The 19,065-nt window shown below is 66.5% G+C and carries 17 protein-coding genes and 1 tRNA gene; 12 read left to right on the top strand and 6 right to left on the bottom strand.

The window, feature by feature from the left end; translation table 11 throughout:
- Positions 1 to 26 precede the first annotated feature (26 nt).
- The gene (radB, locus tag BN984_RS03220) at positions 27 to 716 is read left to right on the top strand and encodes a DNA repair and recombination protein RadB (protein ID WP_008095603.1); all 690 of its coding nucleotides are present in this window, start codon (positions 27 to 29) and stop codon (positions 714 to 716) included.
- A gap of 102 nt (positions 717 to 818) precedes the next feature.
- Here the strand turns inward: radB and BN984_RS03225 are convergent, their stop codons facing one another.
- On the bottom strand, positions 819 to 1,961 hold the full coding sequence (locus BN984_RS03225; RefSeq protein ID WP_049967654.1) for a CBS domain-containing protein: 1,143 nt from the start codon (positions 1,959 to 1,961) through the stop codon (positions 819 to 821).
- Between the two features lie 388 nt (positions 1,962 to 2,349).
- On the opposite strand from BN984_RS03225, the gene BN984_RS03230 reads away from it, so the two are divergent.
- From BN984_RS03230 to BN984_RS03255, 6 genes are all read left to right on the top strand, one after another.
- Positions 2,350 to 4,542: a type II/IV secretion system ATPase subunit gene (locus BN984_RS03230; protein ID WP_049967655.1), complete on the top strand. Its 2,193-nt coding sequence runs from the start codon at positions 2,350 to 2,352 to the stop codon at positions 4,540 to 4,542.
- Entirely contained in the window at positions 4,532 to 6,664 is a 2,133-nt protein-coding gene (locus tag BN984_RS03235) for a type II secretion system F family protein (protein ID WP_049967656.1), read from the top strand. The genes BN984_RS03230 and BN984_RS03235 overlap by 11 nt, the downstream gene beginning before the upstream one ends.
- Positions 6,665 to 6,668: 4 nt before the next feature.
- Positions 6,669 to 8,840 (top strand): hypothetical protein, encoded by a 2,172-nt coding sequence (locus BN984_RS03240; RefSeq protein WP_049913600.1) that lies wholly within the window; start codon positions 6,669 to 6,671, stop codon positions 8,838 to 8,840.
- A gap of 3 nt (positions 8,841 to 8,843) precedes the next feature.
- The gene (locus BN984_RS03245; protein ID WP_008095595.1) at positions 8,844 to 10,628 is read left to right on the top strand and encodes an Ig-like domain-containing protein; all 1,785 of its coding nucleotides are present in this window, start codon (positions 8,844 to 8,846) and stop codon (positions 10,626 to 10,628) included.
- Between the two features lie 120 nt (positions 10,629 to 10,748).
- Positions 10,749 to 11,453 carry a haloacid dehalogenase type II gene (locus BN984_RS03250; RefSeq protein WP_008095594.1) on the top strand — a complete coding sequence of 235 codons (705 nt, stop codon included), beginning with the start codon at positions 10,749 to 10,751 and terminating at the stop codon, positions 11,451 to 11,453.
- Between the two features lie 80 nt (positions 11,454 to 11,533).
- Positions 11,534 to 11,905, top strand: coding sequence for a hypothetical protein (locus BN984_RS03255; protein WP_008095593.1), 372 nt, complete (start codon positions 11,534 to 11,536; stop codon positions 11,903 to 11,905).
- Positions 11,906 to 11,995: 90 nt separating this feature from the next.
- Here BN984_RS03255 and BN984_RS20145 read toward each other — a convergent pair whose 3' ends face one another.
- Positions 11,996 to 13,438: a DUF7282 domain-containing protein gene (locus BN984_RS20145; protein WP_049967657.1), complete on the bottom strand. Its 1,443-nt coding sequence runs from the start codon at positions 13,436 to 13,438 to the stop codon at positions 11,996 to 11,998.
- A gap of 500 nt (positions 13,439 to 13,938) precedes the next feature.
- On the opposite strand from BN984_RS20145, the gene BN984_RS19625 reads away from it, so the two are divergent.
- Both BN984_RS19625 and BN984_RS03270 read left to right on the top strand, forming a co-directional pair.
- The gene (locus BN984_RS19625; protein WP_181950681.1) at positions 13,939 to 14,088 is read left to right on the top strand and encodes a zinc finger domain-containing protein; all 150 of its coding nucleotides are present in this window, start codon (positions 13,939 to 13,941) and stop codon (positions 14,086 to 14,088) included.
- Complete coding sequence (locus tag BN984_RS03270; protein ID WP_004975315.1) at positions 14,088 to 14,276, top strand: DUF7511 domain-containing protein; 189 nt, start codon at positions 14,088 to 14,090, stop codon at positions 14,274 to 14,276. Before BN984_RS19625 ends, BN984_RS03270 begins: the two co-directional genes overlap by 1 nt.
- Positions 14,277 to 14,515: 239 nt before the next feature.
- On the opposite strand, the gene BN984_RS03275 is transcribed toward BN984_RS03270, so the two are convergent.
- The 4 genes from BN984_RS03275 to BN984_RS03290 all read right to left on the bottom strand — a co-directional run bounded on the left by BN984_RS03275 (position 14,516) and on the right by BN984_RS03290 (position 15,953).
- Positions 14,516 to 14,590 (bottom strand) — tRNA-Val (locus BN984_RS03275).
- Between the two features lie 72 nt (positions 14,591 to 14,662).
- Positions 14,663 to 14,914: a hypothetical protein gene (locus tag BN984_RS03280; RefSeq protein ID WP_008095589.1), complete on the bottom strand. Its 252-nt coding sequence runs from the start codon at positions 14,912 to 14,914 to the stop codon at positions 14,663 to 14,665.
- Between the two features lie 269 nt (positions 14,915 to 15,183).
- On the bottom strand, positions 15,184 to 15,717 hold the full coding sequence (locus BN984_RS03285) for a cob(I)yrinic acid a,c-diamide adenosyltransferase (RefSeq protein ID WP_004969720.1): 534 nt from the start codon (positions 15,715 to 15,717) through the stop codon (positions 15,184 to 15,186).
- Complete coding sequence (locus BN984_RS03290; protein WP_008095587.1) at positions 15,714 to 15,953, bottom strand: glutaredoxin family protein; 240 nt, start codon at positions 15,951 to 15,953, stop codon at positions 15,714 to 15,716. Before BN984_RS03290 ends, BN984_RS03285 begins: the two co-directional genes overlap by 4 nt.
- A gap of 188 nt (positions 15,954 to 16,141) precedes the next feature.
- Here BN984_RS03290 and BN984_RS03295 point away from each other — a divergent pair, with 188 nt between their 5' ends.
- Genes BN984_RS03295 through BN984_RS03305 form a run of 3 tightly spaced genes read left to right on the top strand, consistent with a single transcriptional unit; the run spans position 16,142 to position 19,064 of the window.
- Positions 16,142 to 17,248 (top strand): metal ABC transporter substrate-binding protein, encoded by a 1,107-nt coding sequence (locus BN984_RS03295; protein ID WP_008095585.1) that lies wholly within the window; start codon positions 16,142 to 16,144, stop codon positions 17,246 to 17,248.
- A complete protein-coding gene (locus tag BN984_RS03300) occupies positions 17,245 to 18,069 on the top strand; it encodes a metal ABC transporter ATP-binding protein (protein WP_081909220.1) in 825 nt (274 codons plus the stop codon). Before BN984_RS03295 ends, BN984_RS03300 begins: the two co-directional genes overlap by 4 nt.
- On the top strand, positions 18,066 to 19,064 hold the full coding sequence (locus BN984_RS03305) for a metal ABC transporter permease (RefSeq protein WP_008095581.1): 999 nt from the start codon (positions 18,066 to 18,068) through the stop codon (positions 19,062 to 19,064). Before BN984_RS03300 ends, BN984_RS03305 begins: the two co-directional genes overlap by 4 nt.
- Position 19,065 lies beyond the last annotated feature (1 nt).

Here is a 19,065-nt window from a genome sequence, read left to right on the forward strand (position 1 = left end):
TCGGCCGGTGGCACCCACCACCTGACGTGACAGAGTCAGTCTCCACCGGGTGCACGGCGCTCGACGACCTCCTCGACGGCGGGTTCGAACGCGGCACCGTCACGCAGGTGTACGGCCCCTCTGCGGCCGGCAAGACCAACGTCGCGCTCTCGGCGGCGGTCCGGGTCGCCGCAGCGGGTGGCACCGTCGTCTACATCGACACCGAGGGGCTGTCGGTCGACCGCTTCCAGCAGCTCGCGGAGGCGGTCGCCCCCGAGGACGTGGAGTCTGTGACCTCGCGGCTGATGATAAGCGAGGCGTACGACTTCGAGGACCAAGAACAGGCCGTCCGCGACGCCGAGGAACTCGCCCCCAACGCCGACCTGATCGTCCTCGACTCCGCGACCGGCTTCTACCGGCTCGAACGGACCGCCGAGGGCGACGGCGGCGAGGCGCTCCGTCGGGTCGCCCGGCAGGTCACGCACCTGCTGTCGCTCGCGCGCAAACACGACCTCGCGGTCGTCCTGACGAATCAGGTGTACTCCGACCCCGACACCGACCGGACGCGGGCGCTCGGCGGCCACACCCTCGAACACTGGACCGGCACCGTCGTCCGCCTCGACCGCTTCCGCGGCGGCAACCGCCGGGCGACGCTCGAAAAACATCGCGCGAAACCCGCCGGGGAGACGGCGACGTTCAAGATAACGGACCGCGGGCTCTCGGCGACTGAAGTGTAGAAAAAGGTCGACGCGGCCGGGCGGACGACCCGGCCCAATCCTGCTCCTGTGTTCCGTTCGCGTTTCGATTTCGGGCGTACCGGTGTGTCCGGTGGGTCGGCGTTACAGCTCGTTCAGCTTCCGGAGGAGCTGACCGCGGTAGCGCTCGTCGGCCTCGAAGCCCTTGACTTCGAGCACGTTGCGTTCGAGCTTATCGAGCGCGACGTGGAACGCGTGTTCCGCGCCGTAGCCCTCGCCGCTGCCGGCCAGTTGGCCGTGGCTCGTGCGGAGCCGAATCTGGCACTGGATGAGCGGCGTGCCGCGGAGCTTCTCCTTGTGCTCGTGGAAGCGGACGTGGGCGTGGAGCACGCTCATCCGCTGGTACTTGTCAGCCACCTCGGTGATGGCCGAGTTGATGTCGGCGCGGCTCAGCGTTTCGAGGAGGCCGATGTTCGTGACCTGCACGTCCATCTGCTCTTCTTCGGTGTAGGTGAGCGCGCGGAGCACGTCGGTCTTGATCACCACGCCGAGGACCTCGCCGTCGTCGTCGGCGGGCGTGACGACGAGCCCGGCGATGTCGTGTTCCAGCATGCGCGCGACCGCGTCGCGGACGCTCTCTTCGGGCGTCGCCGTGCGCGCCGGGCTGGTCATGAGGTCGTAGACCGGGAGGTCGAGCATCCGGTCGGTGTCGCCGCGGCGGTCCTGTTTGCCCTGCCGACCCTCGTCGCGCACCATGAACTCGACGAGGTCGTAGGTGGTCAGGATGCCCGCGAGGCGGCCGTCCGGGTCGACGACCGGCAGCCGCGAGACGCCGTGTTCGCGGAGGCGGTTGATGGCCTGTCCGAGGTGGTCGCGCTCGCCGATGGTGACCACGTCGTCGGTGTAAATCTGCTCGACGGTCAGCGCGTCGAGGTTGTCGAGGACGGCCTCGAGGATGGCGTCCTGCGTGATGATGCCGTACTGTTTTTCGCCCTCGTAGACCGGCGCGACCTTCGTGTTGCCCTCGACGAGCATGCGCGCGACCTCGCGCACGTTCTCGTGACGGTCTATCTTGGGGACGGCCTTCGTCAGCGCGGCCGCTTTGGTGTTGTCTTCGACGTGCGAGTTGATGAGCTGCTTCTCACCGATGACGCCCGCGTACTCGCCGTCGTCCTGGACGATGATGCCTTTAGGGTTTTCCCGCTCGAAGATGGAGCGGACCTTGCCTAATCGCTCGTCAACGTCGACCTCGATGAAATCAGGAGTGGCGATATCAGCAATATCCATAATACATCCTTACATACAACGCCGCTTCTCTTGAAGGTTCGTCCCGTTTCCACCCGCGAGGAAGGACCGAAATCGCAAGGCCACGACGGGGCTGAAGGGTGGAATTCCGACGACAGACGGCCTGTGCTTATTGGTAACACTATTCTCACGCGGAATATCGTCGTTTCTCGCCGACGCGTCGACCGTGAACGGTGCGCGCGGCCGAATACTGTAACCCAGTTGCCACTCTCTCGCAGGCGAGTTTGGGGACACCCCCGCCTCGATTCCCGGTCGAGATCGGACTAGATGAATTCCGGGATATGCCGGTAGTTCGGGCCTAACCGGTCGAATTCGCTCATCTAGTCGCTCCATACTTACAGCCGTTCCTACCGTTCAGTATTTCCAGAGAATGGCGTCTCCTGACAAGAACTCCCAGACTGACCGCCGCGATGGCGAAGAATCGTTCCGAGCAGACGGTGCCGGCACCGCCGAACTGGTCCCCACGACCGGTCTGGAGGCGATGGCCGCCCGCGCGAGTGAACTACCGGTCCCCGCGTCGGACCGCATCGAATACGGCCCCGTCGAAGACCTCACCGACGACGAAGCGGCGGACGAAGACCGCCCGGAAACGCTCCGGGAGGCCGTCCTCCGCGAGGTGAAGGCGTTCTTCGCCGAAATCGACGACGAGACGGCGTTCGCGCCGACGCCCTCGGAGGCGTTCATCGAAGACCAGTTCTTCGACTTCTCGTTCCTCGAGGGCGTCGAGGCCGTCGAACACTACTGGGTGAACAAGCCCTTCGCGTTCGTCTCCATCCTGTACGACCACGAGAAGCGCGAACACCAGTACCACGTGAGCGAACCGCGTCTCGACGACTTCGAGGACTTCGTGCGCGACGACCTGACGAAGATTCTGCGCAACAGCCTCCTGTACCGCGACCTCGACGCCGACGGCGACCGCGAGGACGTGTTCGACGACGAGGCCCGCGAGATAATCACCGAACACGCGGCGACGGTCGAAGAAGGGTCGCTCTGGAAGCTGTTTTACTTCCTGCTCCGCGACTTCATCCACTTCGGCCGCATCGACCCCGTGATGCGGGACCCCGGCATCGAAGACATCTCCTGTGACGGCGACGACGTTCCCGTCTACGTCTTCCACAGCGTCTACCGGGACGTGCCGACGAACGTCGTCTTCGACGACGGCGACCTCTCGTCGTTCACCATCCGCCTCGCGCAACGCGCGGGCAAGCAGGTCACCGTCTCCGACCCGCTCGTGGACGCGAGCCTCCCGGACGGCTCCCGCGTCCAGTTGACCCTCGGCTCGGACATCGCCACCCGTGGGTCGAACTTCACCATCCGGAAGTTCTCGGACGTGCCGCTGTCGCCGGTCGACCTCGTGCGCTGGAACACCTTCAGCGTCGAGCAGATGGCGTACTTCTGGCTCGCCATCGAGAACAACCGGTCGCTCATCTTCGCGGGCGGCACGGGCTCCGGGAAGACCACCTCGATGAACGCGGTGTCCTTCTTCGTCCCCGGCCACGCGAAGGTCGTCTCCATCGAGGACACGCGCGAAATCACTCTCCCGCACGACAACTGGATTCAGTCCGTCACCCGCGACACGTTCACGGCCGACGGCCGCGGCGAGGTGTCGATGTACGCGCTCCTGCAGGCCGCGCTTCGACAGCGCCCCGAGTACCTGCTGGTCGGTGAGATTCGCACGGAAGAACGCGTCGCCCTGACGTTCTTCCACTCCATCGCCACGGGCCACACCGCGTACACGACGTTCCACGCCGACTCCTCGGAGGGCGTGGTCCACCGCATGCGCAACGAGCCCCTCGGCGTGCCGGCCCAGATGCTCTCGGACCTCGACATCATCTCGGTCCAAAAGCAGATTCACCTCGACGGCGACCGCACCCGCCGGAACATCGCCGTCACCGAAATCGCCGGCGTCGACGACGACGGCGAGGTCGAACTCCGCGACGTGTTCAAGCGCAACCCCGAGAACGACGCCCACGAGCGCGTCGGCGACTCGGTCGTCCTCGACGAAATCGCCGCCGAGCGCGGCTGGACCAAGGCAGACCTGCAGTACGAACTCGACGTTCGCGCCGACGTGCTCCGGTACATCGCCGCCTCGGGCGTCGACGACTACCTGACGGTCTCCGCGATGATTCGCCGCTTCGAGCGCGACCGCGAAGGCCTCCTCGCGCACGTCTACGCCGAGACCTCGCTGGTCTCCGTGGACGAGGGCGACGAGGACGCCACGGCAGACGACCTCGACGACGACGAAATCGAGGTCTCGCCCGAGACCGAGCGCCTGCTCGCGGACCTGTTCGACATCGAGTTGGACGACGACGCGGATGCCGACGCGGAAGACGACACGGCAGACGACGAGCGCGACGACTCCGACGACTCCGACGACGGCGCTGACTGGGAGGTCTTCGGCGACGAAGCTGACCCGGCCGCTGCCGACGCCGCTGCCGACGCCGATGCCGACGCCACCGAGTCCGATATCGCGGAGGCTGGCCCCGCGCCGGCCGATGACGCCTCGGACGCGGACGAAGCCGTGAGCGACGACGACGACCGGGAGGCCGACGATGCCCGCTGACTCGTCGTCCTCGGTTCCCCTGCCCGACTACGAGGTCGAGCAGTACTTCCCGCGCGAACACTTCGACGAGTCGCCCGAGGAGGTCAAGCGGCTCCGCCAGCGCTACGGGTACGTCCGCACGTACTTCAAGCGCAACCCGGCGAACCACCGCGACCTCCAGCGCTGGCTGAACCAGACCCGCGTGGGTACGACCTACGACCTGTACCTCACGCAGTCGCTCAAACTGGCGTTCGTCACCGCGGTGTTCGGCTCGCTCGTCGGGCTCGCGCTCACGTTCGTCCTCGCCCGCATGGGCGTGCTGGCGAACGCGTCGAGCCCCGTGAGCTTCGGCATCGCGGCGCAGTACGTCGTTCCCCTGCTCCCCTACAAGGTGCCCATCCTCGGCGCGGCCCTCGTCGGCCTCGTCGGCGGATTGGCGGCCGCCGGGACCTACTACGCCCGGTACTACCTCCCCAAGAGCCGCGCCGAGATGCGCGGCCGGAGCATCGACATCCTGCTCCCGCACGCCATCGTCTACATGTACGCGCTCAGCCACGGCGGGATGAGCTTCCTCGAAGTCATCCGCTCTGTCGCCGACGCGCCCGACTACGGCGAGGTGTCCAGCGAGTTCGAGATGATTGCCCGCGATATGGACCTGTTCGGCAACGACCTGTTCACGGCGCTCCGCAACTCGCGGAACCTGACGCCGTCGATCAACTTCGAACAGTTCCTCGACGACCTCCTTTCGGTCCTCGACTCCGGCGGCGACGTGGCCGCCTTCCTCGACCGCGAGTCCGCGACGTACCTCGAAGAGGCCCGCGACGAGCAGGAGGACTTCATCGAGACGCTGTCGATGCTCTCTGAGGTGTTCGTCGCCGCGTTCGTCGCCGCGCCGCTCTTGCTCATCGTCACCCTGATGGTCATCAGCTTCCTCGGCGGCGACACGCTCGTCCAGCTGTACGCCCTGAACTACCTCATCTTCCCGCTGGGGATGGCGTTGTTCCTGCTCCTCGTGGACGTGCTCTCCTCGCCGTACACGCAGGACACGGTCCGGACGAAACACGACGTGACCGTCCTCGAAGAGATTCGGACGGTCGTGGCCAACTTCCTCGGCGCGATGCGCCGCGAAGTCCAGCGCGCCCGCGAGGCCCGCTGGGGCGGTGACGGCGTCGCCTCCGACGGCGGCTTCGTCGACGAGCGACTCGACGACTACCGCCGGGAAAACGCGGTGTACGAGCTTCGGACGCTCGTCGGCGACCCGCTCGACATCATGCGCCGCCAGCCGTACCTCTCGGCCGTCGTCACGGTGCCTCTCGCGCTCCTGTCGGTCGTCGGCGTCCTCGTGCTCGGCCTCGCGACGCCGACGCTCGACGCCATGCTCGCGAACCCGTACAACACGACGGTCTGGTTCGTCGTCCTCCCGTTCGCCATCGTCGCGGTCCCCCTGACGGTCTTCCACGAGCTTCGGACCCGCCGCGAGCGCACGCTCGAACGGCGCTTCCCCGACACGCTGAACCTGCTGTCGAGCGCCAACCAGATGGGTATCTCGCTGGTCGAGGCGCTCGCGCTCGTCTCCCGGTGGTCGAACGGCGCGCTCGCGGACGAACTCCGCGCGCTCCGCAACGACATCCACTGGAACCACGACGCCCACTCGGCGCTCATGGCGTTCGCCAGCCGGCTCAACGTCCCGCAGCTCTCGCGGGTCATCCGGCTCATCGCCAGCGGTGGCCGCACCAGCGGCGACCTCTCGCGCGTCCTCAGCGTCGCCGCGGAGGACACCCGCAACCGGTACAAGCTCGAAAAGTCCCGCCGTCGCGCGATGGGTTCGTACATCGCCATCGTCGTCATCGGGTACTTCGTCTACCTGTTCGTCATCCTGATGCTCGGTGCGAGCTACCTCGGCCCCCTCGCCGAGATGACCGGGCCGTCGGCGTCCGCGTCGATGGACGGACAGTCGCTCCCCATCGGCATCTCGTCGGTGCCGCTGGCGAACTTCCACGTGGTGTTCTTCCACTCCGCGCTGATTCAGGCGGTCGGAAGCGGACTCCTCGCCGGAAAACTGGCAGACAACAGCGCCCTCAGCGGACTGAAGTACGCCCTCGGACTGTCCGCGCTGGCGCTCGTCGCCTTCGCACTGGTGTAAGGCCATGACTCACAACACTCCCAATCAACACACGCAATCGCCCCTCAGGCACGTACTGCGCGGGTTCGTCGCGGGCGAGGCCCGCCGCGGCTCGCACCTCCGCGGTGACCGCCGCGGAGCCTCGGCCATCCTCGGCACGATGCTCGCGTTCGCGCTCGTCGTCTCGCTCGTCGCGATGGTGCAGGTTTCGGCGGTCCCCGCGTGGAACCAACAGACCGAATTCGAACACCTCACCGCGGCCGAGACCGACTTCGCCGCGTTCGACGAGAGCGTCGCCAAGGCCGTCGACGGCCGGCAGACCCGCGCGACCCTCGACGCCGGCGTCGACTACCCGACCCGCGCGCTGTTCGTCTCGCCCGCGGCCGGTTCCGGTTCGCTCCGGACGACCGACCCCGCGACGGCCCGCATCTCCGGCGCGGTCGCGACCGGCGAGACCGGCACCTACTGGGACGGCTCCGAACACGCGTTCGACACCCAGCAGTTCGTCTACCGACCCGACTACCGGTACCTCCAGAGCGAACCCTCGCTCGTCCACGAGGGGACCGCGCAGTACACCGCCTACGGCGGCGGCGAAGTCGGTGCGACCCAGTCGCTCGTCGACGGGACCAAGGTGTCTCTCGTCTTCCTGGAAGGCGACATCGACACCGCGACGGGCGAGGCGACGACCTTCAGCGTCGTCCCCCTGAGCGCCGGCACCGACTACATCACGGTCACCGACGCGGGCACGCCCATCTCCATCTCGGTCCCCACTCGGCTCTCCGAAGACACGTGGCGCGACCTGCTGGCCGACGAACCCAACGTCCGCTCTATCGCCTACGCGACCGGAGCCGACTACAACACCCTGACGGTCGAACTCGCGCCCGGCAAGACGTACGACCTGCGGCTCTCGCGGGTCGGCATCGACACCCCCGGCGCGCTCCAAGAGCCCGCCTACATCGTCGACGTCGAGGGCGACAACGCCGTCGTCCCGCCCGGTGCGACCCACCGGGCCGTCGTCGAGGTCCGCGACGCGCAGAACAACCCCGTCCCCAACGCGGTCGTCAAGGCCAGCCCCGGCCTGACCGCCGAGAGCGGGCGCATCGTCGCGCGCGACACCGGAACCATCTCGACCGTCACCGACGGCGACGGCCGCGCGACGTTCGTCTACACCGCGACGAGCAGCGTCGACGGCGTCGTCTCCGACGAGTTCGACGTGGTCGTCGAGGACTCCGCGGGCGCGAACGTCGACCGCGTGACCTTCGACGTGCAGCTCCGCGAGGGCGGCGTCACCGACCCGCTCCGCGGGCTCGTGGCCGCCATCGGCGACCCCGGCTTCGTCTACGCTGACGTGGACGGCAACGGCGAGTTCGACGGCGCGGACTACCGCGTCAACAACACCGGCACGGGCGGCGACATCGTCTACGACGCCGGCTCCGACCGGCTCGTCGTCCCGCCGAGCGTCCGAACCATCGTCTCCGACGAGGACATCACCCTCGCGGGCGACGGGGTCTCGCTCCACGTCGACGTCGTCGCGACCGGCTCGAACAGCCGAATCGACATCGACGCCGGAAGCGGCTCTCTGGCCGCGGTCGGCGTGAGCGTCACCTCGGTCTCGGGCAAGAACATCGACGTGACCGCGGGAGACGAAATCGACCTCTCCGGCGCGTCGGTCACGCAGGGCAGCAACGCCGACCTCACCATCGAGGCCGGCGGCGACATCGACCTCGACAACGCCGGGGTGACGCTCACGCAGGATCGCAACCTCCTCGCTGTCACCTCGACGAACGGCTTCGTCAGCGCCCGGAGCGCCGACATCAGCGGGAAAGGCGACGTCCGCATCGACGGCGCGGACGGCGTCGACCTCGCCGGGGCCGGCCTCTCGGGCGTCAAGGACAACGCCGACCTCGAAATCGACTCCGCCCGCGGCGGCGTCAACCTCAACGGCGTGGTCATGCTCGGCGACGGCGACATCCTCGTCGACGCCGAGGGCAACATCTTCGTCGTCGGCGCGAACATCGCCTCGGCGAAGACGGACGTGGAGATAACCTCCGACAGCGGCATGGTCAGCGGCCGCGAGGCCGCCATCTCCGCCGAGGACGACGTGGTCATCACCGCGGCGACCCGCATCTACCTCCCCGACTCCGCCATCGAGGACGAGGACTCGCCCGAACTGAACGCGCCCGACGTGGAGGTCTGAGCCGTGTCTCGCCTCTCTCTGGACTCTCGCGGCGTGTCCGAAATCCTCGGGCTCGTCTTCGCGTTCGGCCTCATCGTGTCGGTTATCGCCATGGTCCAACTCGCGGGCACGCCCGTCTGGACCGCCGGCGACGAAGCCGACCACAGCGCCAGCGTCTCGACCGACCTCGCGTCGCTCGACTCGCAGGTGTTCCGCGCCTCCGGCGTCGACGCCGGCAGCCGCGTCGCGGTCGACTCCGACGTGTCGTACCCCGAGCGCTACCTCGTGGTCTCACCGCCCGACAGCGTCGGGACGTTCCGGGTCGACGGCGCGGACGCCGTGACCGTCACGGGCGTCTCCGCGGTCGGCCCCGAGCGGGTCTTCTGGAACGGCTCGACGCACACCTACGCGACCGGGGCCATCGTCTACGAACCCGACTACGCCGAGCGCGACGAGGCCCGGATGGTGCTCGAAAGCGGCGTCTCGTACCTCGAAACCGACGGCACCCCCGTCGTCCACCGCCAGTCGCTCGTCCGCGGCACGACCGTCACACTCGTCTTCTTCGAAGGCGACCTCGACGGCCACACGACCGCCGGCGACACCGTGGCGCTCGCGCCCGTCTCCGTCCGCACCGAGTCGCTACCCGTCTACAGCGCCACCGACCCGGTTCGCATCTCGGTGCCGACCTACCTCTCGGAGGACGCGTGGGTCGACCTCATGGCCGAGGAACCCCACGCGCGGGTCGTCTCCTACACCTCCAGTGGCGACCACGCGGTCGTCACTATCGAACTCGACGCGGGCGTCCGCTACGACTTCCGCGTCGCTCGCCTCGGCGTCGGCGAGGCTGTCGAACCCGACCCCGCCGCCTACGCCGTCGCGGTCGAAGGCGAGGACGCCGCAGTCCCCTCCGGCGGCCGCGAGACGCTCGTCGTCCGCGCGTTCGACCGGTACGGCGCGCCCGCCGCGGGCGCGACGCTGACCGTCGCATCGCCGACCTCGCTCGGCGGCACCGTCGCCCCCACCGACGGGGCGACCGCCGTCACCGACGAGTCGGGCCGCGCGAGCTTCACGTACACCGCGCCCGACGGCGTGACCGAAATCGAACACGACACGGTCACCGTCACCCTCGACGGGGCGTCCGGCCCCGGCGCGACGGTCACCTTCCCGCTGGAAGTCCGCGGGATGGGCGAGACCTACGAGGTCAGAAACGTCGTCACCTCGACGCCGACTCCGACGCCCACTCCAACGCCGACGCCGTCACCAACGCCAACACCCACGCCGACCCCGACGCCGGAGCCCGAAGATGACTTCACCATCGACGACGGCGAGGTCGTCCCCTCCGACGACTTCACGGGCGAGTTCGAACTGCTCGGCAGCGCCATCAAGAACGGGCGGTACGACGTGCCCGTCTCCGTCACCTTCGTCGTCGACGGCGAGTCCCACAGCCCGTTCGACTGGAACAACGTGAACGACGGCGCGTCGCGCTCGTTCAACGTGGCGGGCGACGCAGGCGACGGCCTCTCCATCGTCGCCGCCGCCGAGGGCTACGTCACGGCCGACTCGTCGGTCGACCACCGGCAGGTCGCGGTCCTCCGCGACGGCGACCCGGTGCCGGACATAAAAGGCTACAACGGACAGGACGACGCCGCCGAGTTCGTCGCCCCCTACATCAGCGACGACGGACAGACGATGGAACTCGACAGCAACCAAGCCATCTTCCTGTTCGAACTCGGCACGACGAACACGAACAGCAACGCCTTCGACATGCAGGACGTGGTCATCCTCGTGACCCTCTGGGAGGACGACTGAGTAGGCCGACTCACCTCCGCCGCGCTCGTCAGGAGCGCCAACCCCATTCTTCGGTCTTTTTTCCCGCCGGGTTCGCACGACCGCCGTATCGTTAACACCCGCGTCGCCGTAGGGTCTCGCATGTCGTTCGACCCGGACCGCGTCTCGACGGTCACGTTCGACTCGTACAGCACCCTCGTGGACGTCGACGCCGCCGAGAAGGCGCTCGCCGAGCGCGTCGACGACCCCGAGCCCGTCTCGAGGCTCTGGCGGTCGCGGTCGCTCGAATACACCTTCGTCGGCAACCACATCGACGAGTACGAGCCCTTCTACGAGGTCAACCGCGCGGCGCTCCAGTACGCGCTGGAGGCCCACGACGCGTCGGTCTCGGCGACCGAGCGCGACGAGATTCTCTCGGTCTACCACGAACTCGACGTGTTCGACGACGTGCGCGACGCGGTCGGCCGCCTCCGCGACGCCGGCTACGACTGCTACGTCGTCTCGAACGGGAACCCGGAGATGCTCGACTCGATGGTCGACCACGCCGACATCCGCGACCTCCTCGACGGCGTCGTCAGCGCCGACGAGGTCGGAGTGTTCAAACCCGACGCGGAACTCTACCGCCACGCGGCCGCCCGCACCGGGACGCCCATCGACGAAATCGCCCACGCGACCGCCGGCTGGTTCGACGTGATGGGGGCCCAACACGCCGGGATGCAGGGCGTCTGGGTCGACCGGAAGGACTCGCCGTGGGAACCGTTCGGACCGGAGCCGGACCTCTCTGTCTCCGACCTCACGGCGCTCGTCGACACGCTCGTCGGCGACGAAAGCGGGACGGCGGACTGACCCCACGGCTCGCACCCGCTCGCGGGAACCGCGCGCCAGGTGCTCACAATACTATTGTCGCTGGCCGTTCATCTAGTTGGATGGAACGCCGGCGCGTGAAAGGCGGAATCTTGGCCGCTATCGGGTTCGTTCTGTCCCCGCTTTCGTGGTGGAACGACCTCGTGGTCAACCTCCCGCTGGCCTACGCGTTCGGCGTCACGGTGAGTCTCGTCTCCAGAAGCTGGTTTCTCCCGGGTGTCGTCGCCGGCTACTGGCTGACGAACGTGGTCGGCTTCGTCTTGCTCCACAAGGGCGCTGTCGACGCGGTGTCCGCCGAATCGCATCCATATACGACCCGACGGTTCGCCAAGGACTTCGCCATCTCTATCGGTTACACTGCGCTCGTGGTCCTGTTGGTCTGGTTCGGCTTCCTCACCGTTCCCGACGGTCTGCTCGCGGCGCTCGGCCGGTGACTGCTGCCGGGTCGGTCGGACCGGTGCTCGTCGTGAAAAATAGTTCGAGCCGACTCGGCGGTGGGACCGGGTCGGTCGGCGGTCGTCGTCTCAGTTCTCCGTTCCGTTGTCGATAGGCGTCTCGGTCGGCGGTGGAGTCTCCGTCTCGTTCGTCGGTTCTTCCGTGGTCGGTTCTTCAGTCGTCGGTTCTTCCGTGGTCGGTTCTTCAGTCGTCGGTTCTTCCGTGGTCGGTTCTTCCGTAGTTGGTTCCTCTGTCGTTGGTTCCTCTGTCGTCGGCTCGTCACCGACGGTTATCTCCGCGTCGTCGGTGATGGGCGACCCGTCCATCGTGTACGGGCCGTCCTCAGCGCCGTCAGACGAGAGGAAATCGAGCTGTTGGTTGTTGTTCGTATCCAGATGCGCCATGGCGGTCAGGGTGGCGCTCTCGCTCAGCGACTCGGTGAGGAATATTCGGATGTTACTGTCGCTCTCTTCGATGTAGTTCGATATCCCGACGACGTCGCCGCTCTCGTTGTGAATCACGACGAAGCCGCCCTCAGAGAGGGTCGCGCTCGCGACGGTCACGGTGGCCCCGTTGGAGTTCTGGTCTTCGAACTTGACGGTCGCTGTCGGTTCTTCGGTCGGTTCTTCGGTGGTCGGTTCCTCAGTCGTTGGCTCTTCCGTAGTTGGTTCTTCGGTGGTCGGCTCCTCAGTCGTCGGTTCTTCGGTGGTCGGCTCCTCACCGACAGTCACGTCAGCGTCGTCGGTGACGGGCGTCCCGTTGACCGTGTACGGGCCGTCTTCGGTCCCGTTGGACGTGAGGAAGTCGAGCGTTTGGTTATCGTTGGTGTCGAGGTGCGCCTGTGCAGTCAGCGTCGCACTCTCGTTGAGCGATTCGAGGAGCGGCACGGAGACGTTCTCCTGCTCGCCGGGTTCGAGGTAGTCGGTCGCACCGACGACCGAGCCGTTCTCGTCGAGGATAGCGATGTAGCCGCCGTCAGAGAGGTTCGCGCTCGCGACGGTCACGCTACTCCCGTCGGACTCCTGGTCGTCGAACTGGAGCGACGCGGTCGGTTCTTCGGGTTCTGGCTCGGGCTGTTCGCCCACGGTGAGCGTCGCCAGTTCACCGAAGTCGCGCGTCTCGATGCCGTGGATGTACGTCCCGTCTTCGAGGCCCGTCGTGTTGACGTCGAACGTGATGGTCTCGGTCTCGTTGGGGTTCAGCGCCCAGCCGGTCCGTTCGACCACGTCACCCTCCAGACGGAACTCGACGCACTGAATCATCGGCACGTCGTTCGGGTTGGTGATGTCCGCCGATACCGTCACCGGCTCACCGGCTTCGACGCCGGACGGCGCGGAGAGGTTACTCACCTCGAACGACCCGTAGGTCGTGTTGCTCGGATACGTGCAGTACTCCGCCTGCATCTGTGTCTGTGTCTGTTGCTGTACCTGTGCCTGCCGTGTGTCGACCGCCGCCATCCCAGTTCCTGTCGCCGCCGCCGCGACGAGCGCGACGACGACGAGGACGCCGGCGATACGTGTTCGTGTATTCATGTGTCTGCAGTGACAATCTACCGACGCTGTGGGCAAAAGCTGACGAGATAGTTTCAATAGTTTCGCGTGCAAGCTGTCAACTTACCTGATGGTATAGGTGGTTAGTCTGTCTCTGATTTCGATACTGGGGGCTCATTGACCTGTTTTTTTGCAACAGTTCACGAAACACGATGTTTCACGCGAGACGCTACGATTTAACTGTCAGAAAAGCGAGTCGGTCGCCAAAGCTAACGTGGTAGCTTCTCGTTTATTCGAAGTTCTTGACATTTTGAGAGACGGGGTCGGCTGAGCGTTTCGAAAACGGAACGGTGTCGAATCGCTGGCTGTCCCACGTGTCGTTCGAGTAGTCTCATCTGACTTCCCACCCGGGTACCGATTGTCCTCTCGACGTTGAGGAGTAGGCAATATAATCAGAATTGACGTTACATATGAGTTCGAATTTGGGGAATTACACTCTTAATATCCAAAACTTCTTGTACTCGTGTCCTATTTGGTCGTGTATGAGCGAATCCAACGAGAATTCGCGGATTGCACCGTACACGGAGTACTCGCGCACCCGTTCGCGGTGCCCTCGATGCGGGACGTCCGTCCCGAAGGAGGCGGTCGCCGACGCGCTGTGTGCGAGTTGCCAGACGGACGTATCCATCTGATGAGCACGGCCGCACCACACAGTTCCGACGAGTTGGCTGACGCGCCGGTGTTCGACCTCGAATGTATCTACGACGACCCGGAGAACCCGACCGAACTGACGGTGTTTTCCCCGAAGTCGGATGAGCTGACGACGTCGTGGATTACGGTCGACCGCGGAAGCGCCGTCTCGCTCGACGACATCGCGTAGGCGTCGGCGGGCGGCGCTTTTCGGTAGTTCACCTGGTAGTGCTCAGTCTCCGATTCCACGGACGCCTCGCTCCGGCCACGACGTTCAGCTCCGCTCGGTGTTCGAGGAATCAGAAAATGGGTTGGGGCGGATTCGAACCTCGGTCGCTCACTCCGTTCGCTCCCTGCTTCGAATCCGCGGCGACCACACACTTCGACACACGCTCCTCGCTGTCGCTCGTCGGTGGTGTCGAAGAGAAGTGGGTTGGGGCGGATTCGAACCGCCGGCCTGCTCCGTGTGAAGGAGCCGTCATAACCTGGCTAGACCACCAACCCGGCTACGATTTCGATTTTCCGCGCCGCCAATTAAGACTTACGTTGTGCCCCGATTCGAGGGCACAAACGAGCCTACTCGGGTCGCCGCACGCGACGGCGAACCCGCCCGGCGGCCCGGCGACTCCGCGTCGCCGCCCGGCGCGCGCCGTACTCGACGCGCTCTCGCCGCGTCTGCGGCTCGGACTCCTCCCCGTCCTCAACCTCGCGCCCGAGCGCCGCCATGAGGCGGCGACGGAGCGGTGCCGTCTCCTCGTCCAGACCGGCGTACAGGTGCTCGAATCCCCGTCGGAAGTAGTACCGCGCGTCGGTGAAGTGTCGGTTCATACCTCTGGATAGCCACGGCGACGAGAAAACGGTTATGTCTCGTGTTACCGAGAGTCATTTGTCTGGGAAAGAGCGATACACTTTAGTGATTCTTAGGCATACCTAAAACCGGGAACGCAGGCCACGCTTCGTGGTCGGTTCCAGTTAGCGTCTGGCCCCTTTCCGGGACGGCGATACCGTGGGCACGATTCGTCCGTCCTGGTCCCATTATCCTCGTGAGCGACCGCGCCGATCGCGCCGACGCCGGCGGGTGAAGCGGGCGCTCGGACTCAGTACGTCGGCGACTCCTCGGGCACGCCGTCGCGCTTGTTGACCAGTCGCGCGAAGACGAACAGCGCGTCGGAGAGGCGGTTGAGGTACGCGACGACTTCCTCGTTGACCGGCTCTTCGGCCGCGAGCGAGACGACGCGACGCTCGGCCCGCCGCGACACCGCGCGGGCGTGGTGAAGCTTAGCTCCCGTCTCGCTCCCGCCGGGGAGGATAAACGACGTGAGCGGGTCGAGTTCCTCGTCGGCCTCGTCTATCCACGCTTCGAGTTCGTCGACGTGGTCGGCGGCTATCTGCGGGTCGTCCTCGTCGGGGTCGGGGTTCGCGAGGTCGGCCTGCACGATGTGGAGGTGGTTCTGGACGGCTTCCAGCACGTCGTCCACGTCGTCGTGGCCGGTCGGGCGGACGGTCCCGACGAGGGCGTTCACCTCGTCGACCGTCCCGTAGGCCTCGATGCGGTGGCTCGTCTTCGACACGCGGGTCATGTCCCGCAGGTCGGTCATCCCCTCGTCGCCGCGGCCGGTGTATATCTTCATGCCAGCGTCTGGTCGACGTACCGGAGGATGTTCTCGCTCTCGGACATCGTCACGCCGCGGTCGCCGTCAACGAGAACGGGGACACCGCGCTGGCCGCTCACGCGCTTGACCTCGTTTCGGTCCGAGTGGAGCGCGTCGACCCACTGCGTCTCGTAGTCGACGCTCGCCTCGGACAGCGCGTCGTGGACCTTCTCGCAGTACGGACAGCCGTCGAGCGCGTAGAGTTCGATTCCCATGCCCCGCCGTTGGGCGCGCCGACTCAAAGAGATTTGCACGCCGATGGGCCCGACCGCCACGCCTCGGTCGTCGTGCCGTCGGTGCCCCGTGAGCCGTTACGGCTCTCCACCCGCATGTTTTAGACACGTCAAAATTCAACCTTAGAGCAACAAATCTATATGGTGGCTTGTATCTATTTCACATAGTGATGAACACTAACGCAGATTCGGTCGACCCCAAACTCTCTCGGCGGTCGGTCGTCGCGGCCGGTTCCGGTCTGCTGACGGCCGGCCTCGCCGGCTGTCTCGGCGGTGGCGGCGGAGCGGGAAGCGGAAGCGATGGCTCGAACACCGGCTCCAACGACGCCTCTGGCGGGTCCGAGTCGGAAGACGAATTCGTCGTCGTCGCGTCGTTCTTCAGTTTCTACGACTTCGCGCGCAAGGTCGCGGCCGACACGCCGGTGACGCTCAAGAACCTCATTCCGACCGGCCTCCACGGCCACGGCTGGGAGCCGGACGCGAGTGTCACGCGCGACATCATCGAGGCCGACGCGTTCGTCCACGTCGGCGAGGACTTCCAACCGTGGGCCGACCGCGCCATCCAGACGCTGAAAGACGACGACGTGGACACCCAACTCATCAACGTCCGCGAGGGCGTCGAACTCGTGGAACTCGCCGCGAGCCTCGACCGCGACGAGGAGGGCGTCGGCGAGGGCCGCGGGAGAGACCCCCACTTCTGGCTCGACCCGCGGCGCGCCAAGACCGCCGTCGACAACATCACCGAGGGGCTGGTCGAACTCGCCCCCGAGCACGAGGAGACCTTCCGCGACAACGCCGACGCGTACAAGGCCGACGTGCTCGACCGCATCGACCGGGACTACCAGGACATCTTCGACCGGGCGTCGCGCAAGGTCGTCCAGTTGGCGGCCCACAACGCCTTCCAGTACATCGGCGTCCGCTACGGCGTCGAGATGCGCCCGCTCGTCGTCAACCTCGCCGCCAGCGGCGACGTGAAGCCCTCGGACATCACCGAGGCGAAGCGCGTCATCGAGGACAACGACATCAAGTACATCGGCGCGGGCGTCTTCGAGACGCGTCGCCCGGCGAAACAGCTCATCGCCGAGACGCCCGTCGAGGCGTACTTCCCCGTCACACCCTACGCGGGCGTCCGCGAGGACTGGGTCGAAAACGACTGGGGCTACGAGGAAATCGCGTACAACATCAACATGCCCACGTTCGAGGTCGTCCTCGGCAACAAGTCGCCCGACGAGGTCGGCCACGACGGCTGGGCCGACGAGTGGAGGAACTTCGAATGAGCGCCCTCCGGAACGGCGAGTCCGCGGAGTCCGCTGATATCGGCGTCGCCGACGACGCCACCGCCGACGCCGGCGGCTCGTCCGGCCCCCTCGTCGAACTCGCAGACGTCGAGTTCGGGTACACCGCGACGCCCGTCGTGGAGGACATCTCGCTCCGCATCGACCCCGGCGAGTACGTCGCCATCGTCGGGCCGAACGGCTCCGGGAAATCGACGCTCATGAAGCTCATCCTCGGCCTGCTCCGGCCCGACGCGGGGACCGCGCGGCTGTTCGGCGAGCCCTCGCACGCCTTCGACGACGGCGCGCGCATCGGCTACGTCGCCCAGCACGCGAGCGCCTCCAAGGAGATGCCTATCACGGTCCGCGAGGTCGTGAAGATGGGTCGGTTCCCCCACGTCGGCTTCGGCCGGCTCTCGGCCGAGGACCACCGCATCGTCGACGAGGCGCTCGCCACAGTCGGCATGACGGACTTCGCCAACCGCCGGGTGACGAAGCTCTCGGGCGGCCAGCGCCAGCGCGCCTTCATCGCCCGTGCGCTCGCCGGCGAGGCGGACCTGCTCGTCTTGGACGAGCCGACCGTCGGCGTCGACGCCGAGTCGGTCGACGCCTTCTACGACCTGCTCGAAGCGCTCAACGAGGAGGGCATCACGATTCTCCTCATCGAACACGACCTCGGCGCGGTCACCGACCACGCCCGGCGCGTCGTCTGTCTCAACCGCGAGGTCTACTTCGACGGTCCGACTGACGAGTTCGTCGAGAGCGACGCGCTCGCACGAGCGTTCGGGACCGCGGCCTCGTTCGCCGGTGGTGGTGGCGCGTGATACCCGTCGAACTGTTCGCCGCGTTGCAGGCGGGACCGTTGGACGCCGTCCTCGCGCCGTTCTACTGGTTCCTCGCGCTGTGGTCCGACCTGCTTTTCGCCGTCGGCGACGCAACGGGTCTCGGCTTCCTCGACTACCGGTTCATGCACCGCGCCATCCTCGTCGGCCTCTGTATCGGCGTGATGGCTCCCCTCATCGGGACGTTTCTCGTCCACCGCCAGCTCGCGCTCATCGGCGACGCGCTCGCCCACACCGCCTTCGCCGGGGTCGCCGTCGGCCTCTTTCTCAACGGCGTGTTCAGCCTCGGCGTCTCGCCGTACCTGACCGCCGTCGTCGTCGCCGTCATCGCGGCGCTCCTCATCGAACTCATCTCCGAGACGACCGACGCCTACAACGACGTGTCGATGGCAATCGTGCTGTCGACCGGATTCGCGCTGGGGACGGTCCTCATCAGCCTCAACGCGGGCGGCCTCGCGGTCGGCATCAACCAGTACCTCTTCGGCAACCTCTCGACCGTCTCGGCGGAGAACGCCGCCATCCTGCTCGTGCTGTTCGCCGTCATCGTCGGCACCGTCGCGCTCACGCGCAACCAACTGCTCTACGTGACGTTCGACGAGACGGCCGCCGCCGTCTCGGGCATCTCGGTGACGTGGTACAACCGCGTGATGGTCATGCTGACCGCGCTGGTCGTCGTCGGCGCGATGCAGATTATGGGCGTCATCCTCGTCGCCGCCATGCTCGTCGTCCCGGTCGCGGGCGCGGCGCAGGTCTCCCGAAGCTTCTCCGAGTCGCTTCTGGTCTCCGTCGTCCTCGCCGAACTCGCCGTGCTGCTCGGCATCGGCGCGTCCTACTACGGCGAGGCCACCGCGGGGGGCGTCATCGTCCTCTTCGCGGTCGGTATCTACGTCGTCTCCGTCGCCATCGGTAAGTTGCAGTCGCGCGCCGGAGAGGACGCGACGCCCGAACTGGGGAGTATCGAGTCCTCCGACCTGTAAC

Origin of the sequence: Haloferax prahovense, from assembly GCF_000723845.1 — an archaeon.
Classification (GTDB): domain Archaea; phylum Halobacteriota; class Halobacteria; order Halobacteriales; family Haloferacaceae; genus Haloferax; species Haloferax prahovense.